Source organism: Candidatus Methylacidiphilales bacterium (genome assembly GCA_025056655.1).
In the GTDB taxonomy this organism is placed as follows: Bacteria; Verrucomicrobiota; Verrucomicrobiia; order Methylacidiphilales; family JANWVL01; genus JANWVL01.
The window spans coordinates 1-17062 of the sequence record JANWVL010000038.1; the positions used below are offsets into that span (position 1 = coordinate 1).

General features: G+C 50.1%; 16 protein-coding genes and 1 tRNA gene. 7 read left to right on the plus strand and 10 right to left on the minus strand.

Going from position 1 to position 17062, the window contains the following annotated elements; translation table 11 throughout:
- Positions 1 to 922 (plus strand): hypothetical protein (locus NZM04_01620; protein MCS7062743.1); only part of this gene is annotated, 922 nt, incomplete at its 5' end.
- On the opposite strand, the gene carB is transcribed toward NZM04_01620, so the two are convergent.
- Positions 912 to 2384 carry a carbamoyl-phosphate synthase large subunit gene (gene carB / locus NZM04_01625; protein ID MCS7062744.1) on the minus strand — a complete coding sequence of 491 codons (1473 nt, stop codon included), beginning with the start codon at positions 2382 to 2384 and terminating at the stop codon, positions 912 to 914. The genes NZM04_01620 and carB overlap by 11 nt on opposite strands.
- Before the next feature lie 53 nt (positions 2385 to 2437).
- Positions 2438 to 3229, minus strand: coding sequence for a histidinol-phosphatase HisJ family protein (locus tag NZM04_01630; GenBank protein MCS7062745.1), 792 nt, complete (start codon positions 3227 to 3229; stop codon positions 2438 to 2440).
- Between the two features lie 83 nt (positions 3230 to 3312).
- Here NZM04_01630 and NZM04_01635 point away from each other — a divergent pair, with 83 nt between their 5' ends.
- Together NZM04_01635 and NZM04_01640 are read left to right on the plus strand one after the other, a co-directional pair.
- Positions 3313 to 4155: an ACT domain-containing protein gene (locus NZM04_01635; protein MCS7062746.1), complete on the plus strand. Its 843-nt coding sequence runs from the start codon at positions 3313 to 3315 to the stop codon at positions 4153 to 4155.
- Between the two features lie 8 nt (positions 4156 to 4163).
- Positions 4164 to 5216: a bifunctional ADP-heptose synthase gene (locus NZM04_01640; protein MCS7062747.1), complete on the plus strand. Its 1053-nt coding sequence runs from the start codon at positions 4164 to 4166 to the stop codon at positions 5214 to 5216.
- Positions 5217 to 5232: 16 nt separating this feature from the next.
- On the opposite strand, the gene clpX is transcribed toward NZM04_01640, so the two are convergent.
- Genes clpX through NZM04_01660 form a run of 4 tightly spaced genes read right to left on the minus strand, consistent with a single transcriptional unit; the run spans position 5233 to position 9856 of the window.
- The gene (clpX, locus tag NZM04_01645; GenBank protein MCS7062748.1) at positions 5233 to 6516 is read right to left on the minus strand and encodes an ATP-dependent Clp protease ATP-binding subunit ClpX; all 1284 of its coding nucleotides are present in this window, start codon (positions 6514 to 6516) and stop codon (positions 5233 to 5235) included.
- Between the two features lie 3 nt (positions 6517 to 6519).
- A complete protein-coding gene (clpP, locus tag NZM04_01650; GenBank protein ID MCS7062749.1) occupies positions 6520 to 7182 on the minus strand; it encodes an ATP-dependent Clp endopeptidase proteolytic subunit ClpP in 663 nt (220 codons plus the stop codon).
- Positions 7183 to 7188: 6 nt separating this feature from the next.
- Positions 7189 to 8496 (minus strand): trigger factor, encoded by a 1308-nt coding sequence (gene tig / locus NZM04_01655; GenBank protein MCS7062750.1) that lies wholly within the window; start codon positions 8494 to 8496, stop codon positions 7189 to 7191.
- Between the two features lie 49 nt (positions 8497 to 8545).
- Positions 8546 to 9856 (minus strand): hypothetical protein, encoded by a 1311-nt coding sequence (locus tag NZM04_01660; protein ID MCS7062751.1) that lies wholly within the window; start codon positions 9854 to 9856, stop codon positions 8546 to 8548.
- A gap of 164 nt (positions 9857 to 10020) precedes the next feature.
- On the opposite strand from NZM04_01660, the gene NZM04_01665 reads away from it, so the two are divergent.
- Positions 10021 to 10716: a hypothetical protein gene (locus NZM04_01665; protein ID MCS7062752.1), complete on the plus strand. Its 696-nt coding sequence runs from the start codon at positions 10021 to 10023 to the stop codon at positions 10714 to 10716.
- Between the two features lie 24 nt (positions 10717 to 10740).
- Here NZM04_01665 and NZM04_01670 read toward each other — a convergent pair whose 3' ends face one another.
- The 3 genes from NZM04_01670 to NZM04_01680 are packed head-to-tail and all read right to left on the minus strand — an operon-like array spanning position 10741 to position 13964.
- The gene (locus tag NZM04_01670) at positions 10741 to 11286 is read right to left on the minus strand and encodes a DUF3553 domain-containing protein (protein ID MCS7062753.1); all 546 of its coding nucleotides are present in this window, start codon (positions 11284 to 11286) and stop codon (positions 10741 to 10743) included.
- Positions 11287 to 11330: 44 nt separating this feature from the next.
- Positions 11331 to 12197, minus strand: a complete 867-nt coding sequence (locus NZM04_01675; GenBank protein MCS7062754.1) for a phosphoribosylaminoimidazolesuccinocarboxamide synthase — start codon at positions 12195 to 12197, stop codon at positions 11331 to 11333.
- 3 nt (positions 12198 to 12200) lie between these two features.
- The gene (locus NZM04_01680; protein ID MCS7062755.1) at positions 12201 to 13964 is read right to left on the minus strand and encodes an ATP-binding cassette domain-containing protein; all 1764 of its coding nucleotides are present in this window, start codon (positions 13962 to 13964) and stop codon (positions 12201 to 12203) included.
- A 142-nt stretch (positions 13965 to 14106) separates the two neighbouring features.
- Here NZM04_01680 and NZM04_01685 point away from each other — a divergent pair.
- From NZM04_01685 to NZM04_01695, 3 genes are all read left to right on the plus strand, one after another.
- A tRNA-Ser gene (locus tag NZM04_01685) sits at positions 14107 to 14193 on the plus strand.
- A gap of 352 nt (positions 14194 to 14545) precedes the next feature.
- Complete coding sequence (locus tag NZM04_01690) at positions 14546 to 15724, plus strand: TIGR02597 family protein (protein ID MCS7062756.1); 1179 nt, start codon at positions 14546 to 14548, stop codon at positions 15722 to 15724.
- Positions 15725 to 15773: 49 nt separating this feature from the next.
- Positions 15774 to 16412, plus strand: coding sequence for a PEP-CTERM sorting domain-containing protein (locus tag NZM04_01695; GenBank protein MCS7062757.1), 639 nt, complete (start codon positions 15774 to 15776; stop codon positions 16410 to 16412).
- 196 nt (positions 16413 to 16608) lie between these two features.
- On the opposite strand, the gene NZM04_01700 is transcribed toward NZM04_01695, so the two are convergent.
- Positions 16609 to 17062, minus strand: a 454-nt coding sequence (locus tag NZM04_01700) for a hypothetical protein (protein MCS7062758.1), incomplete at its 5' end; no start/stop codon positions are given.

The window sequence follows — 17062 nt, forward strand, 5'->3', positions numbered from 1 at the left end:
TCACTTGCGCCTTATGGAATTGTTTAGAAAAACTCGAGATCGCCACTTTGATCTAATCTTGGCTTCTAATATCTACCGTTCTCTCTGGCCGCCCAATAAGCGTTTTGCTACACGGCTTTCTTGTCTGTTGCGTTTCTCGACTTATCAGATACATCGATCCGACACAACTTGGGCGCCGCTCTTTGCACGTCACAGCAAAGTGCCTATGGCAGTGATTGACTTTCGCGATGCCCCGTTTGTTCTCTCTGCTGATTGGCCTCTGTTGCGTGAATCGACCCTTTATTTCAAACGCGAACTTTTTTTCTGGCCTCAAAAATCTCTCCTGCCACTGGGTGAAATTATCAATTTTGATCTTGTCAGACCTCATGCTCAAAAACTCCGTCCCTTCTCATGGGGCACTCCACGAAGTGCATTAAGCCATTTAACGGAGCGTCCCATCCCCATTATTCAGCGCGATATCGATCTCTTCATGAGTGGCACGGGCAATCCTATCCGCAAAAATCTCTACGATCGTTGCCTCAAGCTCGCTCGTCATCACCCACATCTCAAAATTGTCGCCTACGACCAATTCATTAGCGAACAAACCTACCGCGAGATGCTCCAGCGCTCCAAAATGGTTCTTTGCCCTGAAAGCCATGCCTGTGATAACCACCGCCAATACGACGTCGCTGCTGCAGGAGCTGTTCCCGCTCTCAACTGGCCTTACTCCCAGACACTCCACCCCTTGCTTCCCGATCAGCATGCTGTTTATTTCTCTTTGTTTGGAAATGATTTTGAAAACAAAATCCTTGAGGCGCTTTCTCGTCCTGATCTCCTCCAATCTAAGGCTGAAGCGCTTCGCCAATGGGTGCAGACGGTCGCAGATCGTCGCGCTCTAGCTTCCTACATCGTCCACGAGACACTTCGAGCCGCTATCCAATGAGTGCCTCACGTGCCGACTCAGCCACCTCACGGAGTTGATTTTCAAAGGCTACCAGATCCGCTATGTGCTGCAAAAACCAAGGATCGATATGAGTTAGCTGGTGAATCCGTTCCACAGTGAATCCCCGCCGAAAAGCATGAGGAATGGCTAAAATGCGGTCCGCATTCGGCATGATTAACTTTCTCGTCAGCTCCTCGTCGGAGAGCGAGGCTAAACGTTCAGCGTTTCCCCCCGATATCCCCCATACTCCAATCTCCAGTGAACGCAGTGCCTTTTGAAAGGCCTCCTTAAACGTTCGCCCGATAGCCATCGCTTCTCCTACGCTCTTCATTGAGGTCGTCAGCGTCGGATCTGCACCTGGAAACTTTTCAAATGTAAACCGTGGCACTTTCACCACTACATAATCCAGCGTCGGCTCAAACGAAGCCGGCGTGTGCCGCGTGATGTCGTTTTGTAACTCATCCAGCGTGTAGCCCACTGCCAACTTCGCTGCGACCTTTGCAATCGGAAAGCCCGTTGCTTTCGAGGCTAAGGCCGAGGAACGCGACACCCGCGGATTCATCTCGATCACCACCATTCTTCCATCTCGGGGATTTACGGCGAACTGAATATTTGAGCCTCCAGTCTCGACGCCGATTTCACGGATTACGGCAAACGACGCATCACGCATGCGTTGATATTCCTTATCAGTCAACGTCTGAATCGGCGCCACAGTGATAGAATCCCCGGTGTGGACGCCCATGGGATCTAGATTTTCGATCGAGCAGACGATGATGCAGTTATCGTTTCGATCACGAATCACTTCCATCTCATATTCTTTCCAGCCCAAGAGGGATTCTTCGATCAAAATCTCTGATGTCGGTGATATCGCTAAACCATGTGCTGCCATCCTTTCAAATTCCTCTCGATTGTAAGCGATTCCTCCGCCCGTTCCGCCTAAAGTGAAAGCGGGTCTTATGATTAACGGGAAGCGCCCAATTTGTTCCGCAACGGCTAAAGCCTCAGTTATGTTGTGCGCAGTGCCTGAAATCGGCACATCGAGTCCGATACGCAACATCGACTGCTTGAAAAGTTCACGATCCTCGCCTTTACGAATGGCTTCTGCATTAGCTCCGATTAATTCCACATGGTATTTCTCCAGCACGCCGCGATGATAAAGCGCCATCGCCGTATTCAACGCCGTCTGGCCACCCAGCGTCGGCAACAGCGCATCCGGCCGTTCACGCTCGATAATGGCTTCCACAATTTCCGGCGTGATGGGCTCAATATAAGTCCGATCCGCAAACTCCGGGTCTGTCATGATGGTCGCGGGATTCGAATTTACCAAGATTACTCGATAGCCCTCTGCGCGCAGAGCTTTGCAGGCCTGCACCCCGGAGTAATCAAATTCACAGGCTTGTCCAATAATAATAGGACCTGACCCGATCAACAAAATCGAATGAATGTCGGTGCGTTTGGGCATGATGGCTTTGGCCTTTTAGAGTTTGTCTCTCTCTGTGGGAAGCTGTTTTTCGATTACAAAGGCGTCTCGACTGCCTCACGCTGTATAAATCGTGTCAAGCGGTCATATCCTGCTTCTCTTGCCAATGCCCGAGCTTCCTCGAAATTTAAGCCGACTTCATTCGGCGCATGAGCATCGGAATTTATCAAAATTCGCACGCCTCGCTTTCGAGCCTCAATCAAAAAAGACAAAGTCGGGTAAATCTCTCGACAGTCTTTTCGTAGACCTGCCGTATTTAACTCAATCACACACCGGTAGTCGCCTAGCGCCTCAAGGGCAGGTTTGTAAAACCGCATTAAATCTCCTTCCGGGAAACGCCCAAATTTTTTAACTAAATCCGGATGCCCCAAGAAATCGTAAAGACCACTAGCAGCCATCTGAGCATAAGCTGAAAAATAAGCCTCCCAAATAGCCTCCACTGGGTATTCCTCCCAACGTTTCATGTGCTTTGGATTGTCCACGTCCCAATCTGGCGAAATATAGTGCACAGAGCCTATCAAGTAATCCCAAGGAGCCTGATGAGATAGCCAGCGTATGTGGTCTTCGTAGCCTGGAATAAAATCGCACTCCAATCCAAGCCGCACCGGATAAGGCGCGAAAGATTTTTGAGTGGCTTGGATCATCTCGACATAGCGAGGGAGATCTTCAGGCGCCATTCGCCAATCGTCAAACTGTGTCGGCATCGGATTGTGGTCAGCAAAGCCGATTTCTTCGAGTCCCGCTGCTTGAGCCGCTCGTACATAGTCGGACGGCTCACCGACCGCATGATGGCACAGCGGTGTATGTGTGTGATAATCAAACCGCATCACCTTCTACAGTAGCTAGTTTTTGTGTGAGCATAAAAACAAAATCTGGCAAGCAACAGGCCTTCCGCTAGATACGAAAAGGTATGGCTTCTCTGCGCGTCGCTTATTTCGGTGAAGAGGGGAGCTTTACCCACGTCGCCGCTTTGCGACGCTTTAGGCGCGGCATTTTTCTCTCTGCGCCAACAGTGGAAGAAGCTTTTGAGCTATTATACAACAAGCAGGTGCGTTACGCCGTCGTGCCGATTGAGAACACCTCAGTGGGGATCATCACCGACACGGTGGATCAATTGATTGCTTCGACGCAACGTCCTTCTGCTCCACAGGTGGTGGAATGCGTCACGATGCCAGTGGAGTTTGCCCTACTTTGTCGAGACCCCAAGAAGCCGATTAGCGTGATCTACTCGCACTTTTCTCCGCTTGGCCATGCCCGCTTGTGGTTGAAAGAACATTACCCGCAAATTCCTCAAGTCGTCGTCACGAGCACAGCTGAAGCGGCTCGGCGAGCGCGTGATGAAGTGGGGGCGGCGGCGCTTGCAGGGCTCCACGCGGCGCCTATCTATCAGCTCAAGGTGCTTGCACGTGGCTTAGGCCGTGAAGTGCCCAATCATACATCTTTTCTGATTCTTGGGGATCATCCGCCGGCGCCGCGGTTAAAAGCCACGCATACCATTTTGATATTTGAATTACCTCATCGTCCGGGCGCTTTGGTTGATGCGTTATCGCGAATCGCTTCGCGTGGTTACAATTTAACGCGCATACAATCGCGTCCGATTCCTGGGCGGTTTCAGGAATATCGATTTATGATCGAAGTGGAGATTGGCGAGGAAGTGAAGCCGTGGAAAGAAGTGATGCAAGCCCTGCGGGAGGTTACGACGACGGTTCATTCTGTCGGACGATATGGGCAGCGATGGTTAACTGACCCTTAGCGTTTTGTATGAAAGTCTGTGCGGATCGTCTGAAGGCTCTCGTTCGGCAATTTCCATCGCTTCGAGTTGTGGTGATTGGTGATGTGATGCTCGATGAATTTGTGTGGGGTAAGGTGCGGCGGATTTCACCTGAGGCGCCTGTGCCGGTGCTTGAGGTTAAGGAAGAGGAGATGTTTCCCGGTGGGGCAGCGAATGTAGCGCGGAATTTGCGTTCCCTCGGAGCGCAAGTTGTGTTGCTTGGGCGTATCGGCAAGGATCATCATGGGGCGATTTTGAAACAACTTCTGCACGATCAGCAGATTGAGACCTATTTTCTTGAGACGGAGACTATCCCGACGATTGTGAAAACTCGGATCATCGCTCGGGAAGATTCATTACATGTTGGTTCGTCTCTTTTGCCTAGGGATAACCGTTCTCGGGTAATCATTCGCCCGCAGCACATCGTACGGGTCGATCGAGAGGATCGCACACCGATCACTTCGTTGGAGTGGGGTGCGTTGGTGCCGACTTTGGATCGGTTGCTCAGTGATGCCGATGCGCTGATTGTGGAAGATTATGGAAAAGGTTTTGTCACGCAGGAAGTGGCTGATGCGGTTGCAGACTGTTGTGCCCATCATCAGGTGCTTTGGACGGTGGACCCGAATCCGACGAATCCGTTGTTTTGGCGCGGACCGAAGGCGATCAAGCCGAATCGTTCTGAAGCATTTGCTGCTGCGGATCGAAGACTCTCTGATCGAGATGAGGATCTGGATCATGTGGGACAACGATTGCTTTCGATGTGGCAGACTGAGCTTTTGTTGATCACGCTCGGCGATCAGGGTATGGCGTTGTATGATCGGCAGGGGTCGAAGTATCGCAGTGCTACGAAAGCGAAAGAGGTTTACGATGTGTCTGGGGCTGGCGATACGGTGATCGCTGCATTTACATTAGCACTTGCCGCTTCGGCGACTCCGATAGAGGCAACGGAGATTGCTAATCATGCAGCAGGGATCGTTGTAGAGAAGCTGGGCACGGCTACTGTGAGTCCTGAGGAGTTAATCGCGGGCTTGATGAATGCGTAGAGGAGGGGGAATGTGATTAGGCGGCTGCGGAGTGCTTTTTGTCTTGTGTTAGTGAGTTTTTAAACGTGGCCTCGATTAAGTCTGGTGTGATGATGATCCGTTTTTTAGTGCGTAGATCGGGGGCGTGGAACATGATGTCGAGCATGAGATGCTCCAGTATGTGGCGAAGTGCACGTGCACCAGTGCCTTTGGTGATGGCTAAATCTGCAATGGTCTCAAGCGCGGCTGGAGTGAATTGGAGGGTGACGTCATCGAGGGCAAGGAGTTGTTGATATTGTTTGGTGAGTGCGTTGCGGGGTTCAGTTAGGACGCGAATCAAGGCTTTTTGATCGAGGGGCTCAACAGTGGCGAGGATGGGGAGTCGGCCGATAAATTCAGGAATGAGGCCGTAGGCTGCGAGGTCGGATGGTTCGATGGTGTCGCTCAGGGGTGTAGGCTCATGGTGGTGGCGGAATCCAAGGGTAGAGCGGCTGAGGCGACGCTGGACGATTTTGTCTAAGCCGATGAAAGCGCCTCCACAGATGAAGAGGACGTTTTGGGTGTCGAAGTGGATGACTTCTTTTTCGGGGTGTTTGCGGCCGGGTTGAGGGGGGACGTTGGCGATGGTGCCTTCGATGATTTTTAGGAGTGCTTGTTGGACGCCTTCTCCGGAGACGTCACGTGTGATGGATGGGGAGTCGCCGGATTTGCGTGCGATTTTGTCTATTTCATCGATGTAGATGATGCCGCGTTGGGCTCTCTCTAGGTCATAATCGGCGACTTGGAGGAGGCGGGTGAGGATGGTTTCGACATCGTCTCCGACGTAGCCGGCTTCGGTGAGGCTTGTGGCATCGGCGATGCAAAATGGGACATCGAGAATTTTGGCGAGTGTGCGGGCTAGGAGTGTTTTTCCGGAGCCTGTAGGGCCGATGAGGAGTATGTTGCTTTTTTCTATTTCAACGGTGTCTTCTTGGATCGGGGTGATGCCTTTTGGCTGGAGAAGGAGGCGTTTGTAATGGTTGTAAACGGCGACGGAGAGAATTTTTTTGGCGGTCTCTTGTCCGACGACGTAGCGATCGAGCTCGCGGTGGATTTGGGAGGGTGTAGGCAGAGAGTTGGGTAAATTTTTTTTGTGAGGGGGGGTGGCGGCAGATGCTGAATGAGAGGCGGTGGCGATGGAGGTCTGTCTGTGAAGGATTTGATTGCAGGTGGTGATGCATTCGTTGCAGATGAAGACCCCTGGGCCTGCGATGAGATGGGCGACTTCGCTTTTTGATTTGCCACAGAATGAGCAGAGGGAGAGGTGAGGGCGCTTGGCCATGGATCAGGCTGGCGGAGTCGCTTTGCGTGGAGGGATGACTTCGTCTATGAGGCCGTAGTTTTTTGCATCGGTGGCAGAGAGGTAGAAGTCGCGGTCGGCATCTTTTTCGATGCGCTCGATGGGTTGTCCCGTGTGGTAGGCAAGGATTTCGTTGAGGCGTCTTTTGGTGCGGAGGATTTCTTGGGCTTGGATGGAGATGTCGGAGGCTTGTCCTTGTGCGCCGCCGAGGGGCTGGTGGATCATGATGCGGGCGTTGGGGAGAGCATAGCGTTTTCCTTTGGAACCTGCAGTGAGGAGGATGGCGCCCATGCTGGCTGCTTGGCCGATGCAGTAGGTGCAGACGTCGCAGGAGAGGTATTGGATGGTATCGTAGATTGCCATGCCTGCTGTGACGTAGCCGCCTGGGGAGTGAATGTAGAGGTGGATGTCTTTTTTAGGATCTTCCATTTGAAGGAAGAGGAGCTGGGCGATGACGAGGTTGGCGATGGTGTCGTCGATCGGGGAGCCGATGAAGAGGATGCGGTCTTTGAGGAGGCGAGAGTAGATGTCGTAGGAGCGCTCGCCGCGGCCTGTTTGCTCGAGCACCATCGGGACGAGGGTGGTGGCGAGTGGAGCTGTGTATTGTGGCGAAATGGAGGTGAGTTGAGGGAAGGAGGGTGGGTTCATAGCGAGTTAGTCTGTGTAGATAGCAAGGGAGAGGAGATGGTCTAGGGTTTTTTCGTTGCGAAGCTCTTGGATGAAGTCTTGGATGAGATTATTTTGGCGGAGGTGTTGGATGTATTTTTGTGGGGTGACTTTTTGTTGTTGAGCGAGGGCGAGCACGGCATGGGTAAGTTCTTGATCTGAGATTTGGATGTTTTCGGTGTCGGCAATTTTATTGAGGATGAGGCGGATTTTGACGTTTTGAATGGCTTGCTGTTGGGCGTTGTGGAGGATTTGTTCGTGGTTTTCTTCGAGTTTGGCGATGGGGACGCCACGTGCGCGATTTTCTTCGATGATCTTTTGGTAGAGGCGCTCGGTCTCTTTTTCGACGAGGGATTCTGGTGGGGTGAGAAAGGTGAGTTTGAGGAGTTGATCGATGATTTCGTTGTGGGCGCGGAGGCGAATTTCGCGTTTTAATTCTTGTTGGCGATGGAAACGGATGGCTTCTTTGAGTTTTTGGAGGTTGTCATGTCCGCATTTTTGGGCGAGGGTGTCATCGAGTGGGGGAAGGGTTTGTGTGTTGATTTTGTGTAGTGTGACTTGGAATTGTATGGTTTTGGATGCGAGTGGGGGGTAAGGGGGATGGGGGTCGGGGATTGTGATTTGGAAGGAGCGAGATTGTCCGGGGGAGAGTCCGATGCAGTTTTGGATGAATCCTGGAAAGAGAGAGAGGCTATCGTTGTGGATGTGGAGCCAGGTGTTTTTTCGGCTGGCGTAGGGCTTAATTTCTGGGTGTAGGGTTCCGAGGGGTTGTCCGTCGAGGTGGGCTTCGTAGTCGAGAATGGCGAAGTCGTGGAGAGCCAGTGGGCGGTCGGTGATGGGGGTGTAGGTGGCGTGTTCGTGGCGTAGGAATTCGATGATTTTTTGGATTTGTTCGTCTGTGACGGTGTCGGGGTGACGCTTGAGGGTGAGGTTTTTGTAAGAGGGCAGTTGGATGTCGGGTTGGCAATCTACGAGGACGGAGAAGGAGAATGTGGTGCCTGGTATGTATTGTAGGTCTTCGACTTGGAGTGGGGATACGGGTGTGATGTTTTTTTGTTGGAGTGCGGCGTGGGAGGCTTCTTGGATGAGGGTTTGTTTGAGCTCGGCTTCGATCTCTGGCTGGTAGCGTTTGAGGATGATTTCTGTCGGTGCGTGGCCGGGGCGGAAGCCGGGGATTTTGGCGATTTTTTGGAATTCTTGGGTGATGACGTGGTGTTTTTGTAGAACACGGTCGGCAGGGATTTCGATTTTGAGGCGTTTGCGGCAGGGGTTGATGGGCTCGACGGTGATGTTCATGGAGGTGGAAGTTTAACGGCGCTGTGGTGACAAGGCAAGCGCGAGGGGGTCAACCCATAGAGAGATTTTCTTTTGGGTAACGCTTGTGCCAGGGGAGAAGAGGTTTGGTGAGGTAGATTGCGAGCATGAGGGGACCGACTCGGCCGATGAACATGGTGAGGATGATGGTGATTTTTCCGAGGGGTGAGAGGTGTGGGGTGATGCCGGTGGATAGGCCGACGGTGGCGAATGCTGAGACGGCTTCGAAGACGATGGCAAGCCATTGATGGGGGGAGTGAGAGGAGGGGGAGTGTATTTCAGTTACCATGAGCGTCATGATAACGAGAGCGATAAAGGTGAGCGCGAGGAGAGTGATCATGAGTGCGGTGTTGGTGAGGTCACGGGAAATGCGACGGTGGAAGAGGTGGGTGTTTTGCTGGCGGCGGAGAGCAGCCCAGGCGCTGGCAAGGAGGATGGCAAAGGTTATGGTTTTGATGCCGCCTGCCATGGAGCCTGGAGCGCCTCCGATGAACATTAGGATAATCGTGGCAAAGAGAGTAACGGGATGAAGTTGATCTACATCCACGGTGGTGAAGCCTGCAGTGCGGCTCATGGCGGATTGGAAGAAGCTCCAGACGAATTTTTCATGCCATGAATTGGCTTGAGAGAGGGTATTGTGCCATTCGAATGCTGCGTAGAAGAGGCTGCCTCCGATGAGGAGGAGAAGTGTCATAGTGAGAGCGATTTTGGATTGGAGGGTGAGTGTGCCGCGCTCGAGGCGGTTGCGTTTCCATGGGCGAAGTTGAGTAAGGTTGACTAGGGTGAGAATGCCTAGGCTGCCAAGGATGACGGTGCTGCTCATGGTGAGGGAGAAGAGCTCGTGGTGGGTCCAGGGTAGCTCGCCGTTTGGAGAGGAAAAGATGGTGATGCCGGCATTGCAGAAGGCGCTTACGGCGTGAAAGAAAGATTGCCATAGCAGAGTGATAGTGTGCAGATCTGGATATAAGATTTTGAGTTGGAGGAAGAGCAGTAGGGCGGCGATGAGTTCTGCTCCAAGAACGAATGTAAAGATGTATATAAGGATGTTTTTGACAGTGAGGGTGCCGGTTTTTCCCCATGAGCCGATTATGAGGCGTTGTTGGTGTAAGCTGAGACGATGCCCAGCGATAACTAAGAAAATTGCGCCCATGGACATGATGCCTAGGCCTCCCGTTTGTATCAAAATGAGGAGAATAAATTGACCGAATGGATTGAATGTGCTTGCGATATCTATAGTTGTGAGGCCAGTAACGCAAGTAGCAGAAGTAGCTATGAAGATTGTATCAATTAAGGATATATCAGCTTCTGTGGACTTGCGGGTGAAAGGAAGCGCAAGAGCCATCGAACCAGTTGATATTAGTAGAATGTAAATGAATGGTATTCCCCAAAGTATGCTAGGCGTCCAGGCATGGGTGGACTTGCCAAAGTTGGATTTTCTGCAGTTGAGAAATAAGGGCATGAAGTAATCTCTATTATAAATGAAAAGATGCTACTGAATACCAGTTTTTGACAAAGTTGACTAACTACAATCAAAAAAGGCTTGCATTGTCCTCTGAGCGACGTATCCACACAGCCATGATCAAACACTGGCTATTGTTTTTTGGAATTCCAACGATTTTCACAACGTATTTGTTTGCACAGATTGAGGCGCCCAAGCCCGTCACTGCACTTCAAGCTTTACGGATCGCACAAGGGGTAATCAATAATCCAGATGCTCGGGATACAATTGCATACATCTACGGACCTCGTGCTACTACAACGCTGGAACCAGCCACTTGGGAGATACTCTTTTTTGATGCACAAGCGCGCCACAACTGTCGCCGTGTAAAGGTTGATGGAAATAAAGTCGTTCAATTAGTAGATAAAATTCCACAATGGTTAATGATTTACCAAAAACGAATTTTACCGCTGAGTGAGAAAGAAGTCATACCAGCTCACATGATCCGCGTGGACTCTAATCAAGCGCTTCAGACCGTCCTTCGCACTGGCGCACTGCAACGTATCGCGTTGAGTTCGGTGATATTTGTTTTAAAGAGAGACCGTGAGATTCGCAGACCGATTTGGGAGCTTGAAGTCTATGCAGATCGTCGTGGGCGGGAAGTTAGTGTAGGCTACGGTTATGTTGCGGCTGACAATGGAGAACTTCTGAACATCGATTTTAAGATCGAGCGTGTTCTGGGGCGAACTCAGAGGAAAGAGTGAGGACCGCATGTCGGCCTGAATTGACTATGAGCCAGAGTTAAACTGGCTTTCTTTGTTCTTGAATAGCAGGTTAAAAGTTGTCAGCGATCCATAGCTTCGGCTAATATACTGCTGTATTTCGATTTTTTCTGCTTCAGAGAGTTTCTCGTGTGCATTGATTTTTTGTTCGAGCAGTCTGAGATTGTTGCGGACCATGACTATCTTATGAAAAAATGTCTCCAACGGAACTGTTTTAGTTTGCAAGGAACGGTCTGCTGGTTGCAGGATCAATTCCCCGCCCTTCCAACGGTTTCCTAATTCTTCTACGACCTCTTCAGGCCTGCTAATTCCGAGGAGGTCTATTGTCTTGAGAACCACACGCTCAATAAATTGATCCAGCGGGATCTGTGTGCCATCTAATCTTATCGTATTTTCCATAGCTTCTAATCCGGAGGTCTCTGGGGAGATTGTTAAGCGCCCCTCGTTCAAAAAGTCGACTTCTACAGTATGTTCAAAAATCTGTTTGACCGTGCCTATCCCGTATTTTGGGTGATGAACTTGTTGATTTATGTGCAGATCTGAGATTTTCATGAGGGGGTTATAGAACAAAATTACAGAAAAGACAAAGCATAGCCTCATTCTTGGCGTCTCCACATTCTCCCCGTTATTTTCAACCAGGCGCACTCGTATCGTTTTCGAGTCCCCTCTATTACTTCTTCAGGAAGGGGAACAGGATTACCATGCCAGTTTTTGAGTTTCTTTAAATATTCGCGGATATGCTGTTTGTCGAAGCTTTTTGGGGCTTGTCCTGGAATGTAGCTGTCGCGGTCCCAATAACGCGAGCTATCGGGCGTCAGCGCCTCATCAATCCAGACAACCTGCCCTTCGAGCATTCCAAATTCAAATTTCGTATCCGCTAAAATTAACCCACGTTCCGCTGAATGCCTCGCTGCCGCTTTGTATAGTGAAATGGAAATCTCTCTGAGCTTCTCGAATAATTTTTCACCCACCCACTCTCGAGCCTCTTGTTCATTCAGGTTTTCATCATGTCCATAGGGGTTTTTTCGAGCCGGCGTGAATAACGGTTCTGGCAATTTTTCCGCTTCCCTCAATCCCTTTGGCATAATGTAACCTCCCACAGTCCCTTTCTGCCGATATTCTTCCCAAGCCGATCCAGCTAGATACCCCCGCACAACACATTCCATGGGAATCACGGCTGTCTCGCGACACCGCATCAATCTTCCCTCCCAATCCGGTTTTTCAAACTTAAACTCCTCAGGCAAATCATAGCTCAAGACATGATGCGGACATATGTGCGATAGCAGTTCAAACCAAAACCGCGATAACTGCGTCAAAATCTTTCCTTTCTCTGGAATCTCAGACTCTAAGACAACATCATACGCAGAAATCCGATCACTCGCTACAAGCCATAGTTCATCACCCCAGCGATATAAATCCCTGACTTTCCCCCTTCGCACGAAAACTAATTCTGCACTACGCATCGCTCACTCCCACATACACTGCTGCAAGCCCATCCACACTGCCACAGCACTAATCAACCCGTGGCACATCAGCACCCACATGCAATGCATCCACGGCGACAATTCAGTTTGGGATACCATCACGACCAAATCATAAAAACGCGTAGCCTGCAGCGTCTGCAAATAACCACTCCAGCCCCAGTAGGCTGCGACAAATGGCTGCACATACGATTCCAGCCACTCTGGCAAGGCCAACACCGCACCCGACAACGGAAGCTGAAAGCCCACCACATACAAAGCCGTAAGGGATGCCCGCTCCGGCGACCGCGCCCATGACGAAATCGCCAGGCACGTCATCGTCACGCTAAAATTCAGTGCCCACAAGATCAACGTCTGTTCCCCCACTTCACCAGGAAAACCACACACCCATTTCACAAAACCTGCCATCCATGCAGATTGCACAGCCGTTAGCAATCCCAGAAACATAAACTTCGATACTCCGTATGCCGTAGGTGACATCCCACTCAACCGATCTTTCTCGTAGAGCAACCGCTCTGCCGCCACCTCTCGAGCCCCGTTATTACTAGCCATTAAGGCTAACAAAATCACTTGAAACATCACCAAGCCCGACACCAAGCTGCCGACTTTCATCCCTTGCACCGTAAAATTAAGCCGTTCCTTCAGCTCCACAAAGAAACTTTCACTCCTTTCCATCGACATATTCTGAATCTGCGGCAACCCATCCCATGCAAAGAGCACGACCAAAGCTGGGAAGCTAATCAAAATCAACACTTGCAACCCCAACGTCCCTCTATCCCTGAAAAACAAACGCCAACGCCACCGCGTCAAAATCCAAATCTGTGCAACCACTCCCGGCACGCCGTCCCCTGTCGGCTCTTTCCCAGAGCCTTCTTGCTCATACTGCTTCTCGTCATTTGCTTTTTCAAGCTTTGACGGCTCAATCTCTCCTAGCGTTTCGCTCATGCGGTTCGGACATGGCTCCCCAAGCTCATGAGCATAACTCTCCCGGGATGCCTTCCAATACCGGCCCCACTCCTGAGGCGTTGCATCATTGAGCCTCGAATAAATCTGCTCCGCATGCTCCACGCTCAGATAATTCAAAAGCGACGCCGGATGACCCTGAAATACAACGTAACCCCCGTGCAACAACGTCACGCTATCGTAAAACTCCAAATGTTCCAGACTATGCGTTACGCTCAGCACCAGGCGCTCCTCCTCGTGCGCCAGCCGCCACAGCAGCCGCACAATTTCATCCTCCGATCGTGGATCGAGGCCGCTGGTCACCTCATCGCACAAAATTAACGGAGGATCACTGAGCAACTCTAGCGCCAATCCCAACCGCCGCCTTTGTCCCCCTGAGAGCACTCTTACTTCTCTATCCCGAATTTCTCTCAAGCCCACCTCTTCCAACACGCGGTCCACGCGATCCCTTCGTTCCTCGCTTGACAAGCCGCCGCACCGCAAAGACAACGTCAACTCCAAATTCTCCTCCACCGTCAAAACGTCCCGCGCCATGCTAAATTGCGGCACGTAGCCCAAATCCCCCAACGGAATATCGCACACTTTCACGTCCTTTCCCTGCCACAAAATCTCACCCTCCTCGTAATCCAAAATCCCAGCCAGCGTCTTCAAAAGCGTCGTCTTCCCACAGCCAGACGGCCCTAAAATCGCCCCCAAATGTTTCCTTGGCCAGCTCAAATGCACCTGTTTCAGTAGAGAAACCTCGCCGTCACGCAAAAAAACCGACAATCCACGCACCTCGAGCATAACCAATCCTCTTATCACACGACACGAATCCACCGCTGGCAAGCCTCAATCACCCCCACGCACAAAAGCATCGCCAAAAACAAAAATTCGTTTAACCTTAAATCTTGCTTTACGACCTCGATCCGCGCCAAGCTGCAACAAAGGACAGGTGGCTGAGTGGTTGAAGGCACCTGACTCGAAATCAGGCGTGGTCGCAAGGCCACCGTGGGTTCGAATCCCACCCTGTCCGATTGCTCGACTCTCTCCCTTATCGATTGCGTAGGTGGATGATTGCGTGGGTAGATAACTCATCCAGCCATGGTCCAAGTCGCGAACAAACAGCAAACTGAGCGTAACCTTCAGATCCAGGGAGTGCTTGCAGAACAACCTCTCCCCACACTATTTCACCTTACACTCTCAGAATACAATAAAATCGTAATAACATTTCTATTGAACTGATATTGAAAAACATACGTAAGTATCGCTCAGCCCGCTGCCCCCGGCTTGATTCCAGCCTATTATTGATACTGGTAGCATCGTTTGAGAGAATTTGAATAAATAAAGAAAAGAACTTGACACAAATGTTACAATCTGTGTAAAAAGTGCCTCATGGATTTTATGGAGGACTTGATCTGTCAAGCCCAAAAAAAGCAAACCAGAAAAAAAATAAAAAAATCACTTGCCAAAGCACGAATTCGTTACAGATTATCGTTGCTATGAAAATAAATCTAAGCAAAATCTTCGGAATATCATTAGTCGTGCTTGGCACAACATCCTCTCTGGAATCACAGACAGTTACTACGGCCCCGGTCGGATTTGTTCGATATAATGCGCTTGCCAACTCTGATATATACGTCACGCCTCCATTTGAGCGACCAGCCTTTTGGTCTGGCACCATCGCCTCCGTCTCGGGTAATGTCGTTACTTTAAATAATGCTTCCCTGACGCCTAATCAACTTGTCTACGCCGCTGGCACCCAGCCCAACACTTACTACCTCCGCATTGGGAGCCACAGCAGCATCAATCCAAAAGAAGGCAATTACTACACCATCACCGCCAACGGCACAAATACCGTTACGCTTGACCTTGCCGGCGATAATATCTCCTCCATCGCCCCCGGCACCAAGGCTAAGATTATACCTTATTGGACACTCAATACCTTGTTTCCTAATGGACAGGGAATCAACGCATCTCCGTCTGAGTTTTCAATACAAACTCGTGTGATTGTCCCCAATATATTGGCTAATGGGATTAATCTCCCTGCATCCTCCATATTTTATTACCTAGGGCCACAATCTCAATGGCGAAAGATTGGTTCGACTGCCAACCAAAACGATACAATCATCAATCCAGATAACTACGTTATAATTCGTTCAGCTGCGTCGCCTTCGCAATTTGCCATTGCAGGTAATGTATCCATGGAAAAGAACGCCTACTGGCTTAGGACCCAAAATTCCCAGTCTCAAGATAATCCATTAGGGCTACCGCGTCCAATGCCGGTTAAACTGGTTGATGCAGGCTTTATCTCTTCCGGTGCATTTGCATCCAGTCCTAGTGAGTTCAACATTACCGACAGGCTTATAGTGTTTGACAACACAACTACCGGCATAAATAAGCCTGCCAAGGCGGTATATTATTATACAAACAATCAATGGAGAAAAGTTGGTAGCACTGGCAATGCTGGCAATGATGAGATAAATCTTTATGAGGGGGTGGTAATTCGTAAGGCTCCAGTTACCAACGGTCCCACGATCGTTGGTATAAACTCACCAAACTATTGAAACACTAAATTACAACCACAAAAACCAAACACACATTCAAACAAAACCTATGAAAAAAATAGCGATTCTAACACTATCAGTCGTAACCTCTCTTATTTTGGCCAACAGCACTGCTGTGGCGCAATTAACCTATCAGATAGGTGTAACAGCTGGTCAGTTTACCTTCAACTCAAATCCTTTACCCAACAATTCACTACTCGTTGTAGTTGCCAGTCTGTCAAACTCTACTTTCGGTGCCCCCACACCGACGAGCTTTACTGGCGAGCCTGACGATGTTGTTCTAGCAAAGCTATCAATTGGGGCAGGCACGAATGTTACTGGTGCGATAGTGGACCTTTTTACAATTGATGCTAATAATTTTCCAGGTCTGAACGGAGGGGACCCACTTGCTTTATACTGGTATCCAACTTTAACTACTTCCTCTCTTCAACCCGGTGCAGGAACACCATATGGAACGTATTCAGGCCCCTGGACGCTCCCCGCTTCACCTGGGATTTACACGGCGTCTGATCCAGGAGGGATATTATTCGTTTCTCAATCGCTGGGTGGTTCTTTCAACAATAGTTTATTTACCACAAATTTTGTTACCATTCCTGAGCCTTCGACTTATGCTTTAATTGGGATTGGGTTGTTGATTATGGGGTATGTCTCAAGGATGAGATCAGCCCTACAGAATGCTAGGAAGTAACAGTTGAAGTTTTGATTCAACAGGGCTCTTGGTTCCTTTGTTTGCAGCTACAAAAAAGTTGTTTTGCGTAATCTCTTCTTAGGCCCGTTTATTAGGGGCAGCTCTTCCAGAGAGGGAGAGTATGGGGAGTGAATGGCTTTAGCGGGCAATCCGAAAATCGCACGCTTAGAGGTCTGTAGGAAGAAAAGCCCTTCAATTATGGAAGGTCGAGGATACTGGATTTGAGCGTTGCAGGGGGTGTGAGTGTGAGAGAAAGGATTTTTCCTGTCGGTTTTTTAATTGTGTATGAGTTTTTATCTTGTGTGCCTTTCCAAGCGTTTGAGAAATCTTCGAGAGTGTGAAGGGGTTGGCCGTTTAAGGTGAGGAGTTGGTCTTTAGCCGCTATGCCTGCGAGAGATACGCGGGATGCTTTTTGAACCGCTAGGACGATTAGGGTTTTATTTTTCTCAGCGATGAGGAGGCCATCTGGGGGGGCGATCTCCGACTCAGAAGGCTGGCTGTTCTGCGTCGGGCTGTAAACAAGGCGCATGGGTTTGTGGGCGAGGTTGGCTAGGGCGAGTTGGAAGAGTTGGAGTTTTTTCCAGCGTTGAGTGCGAAGGGCGTTGAGAGTTTTTTCGTATTGGTATTGTGCTGAGGAGATATTTTTAGTG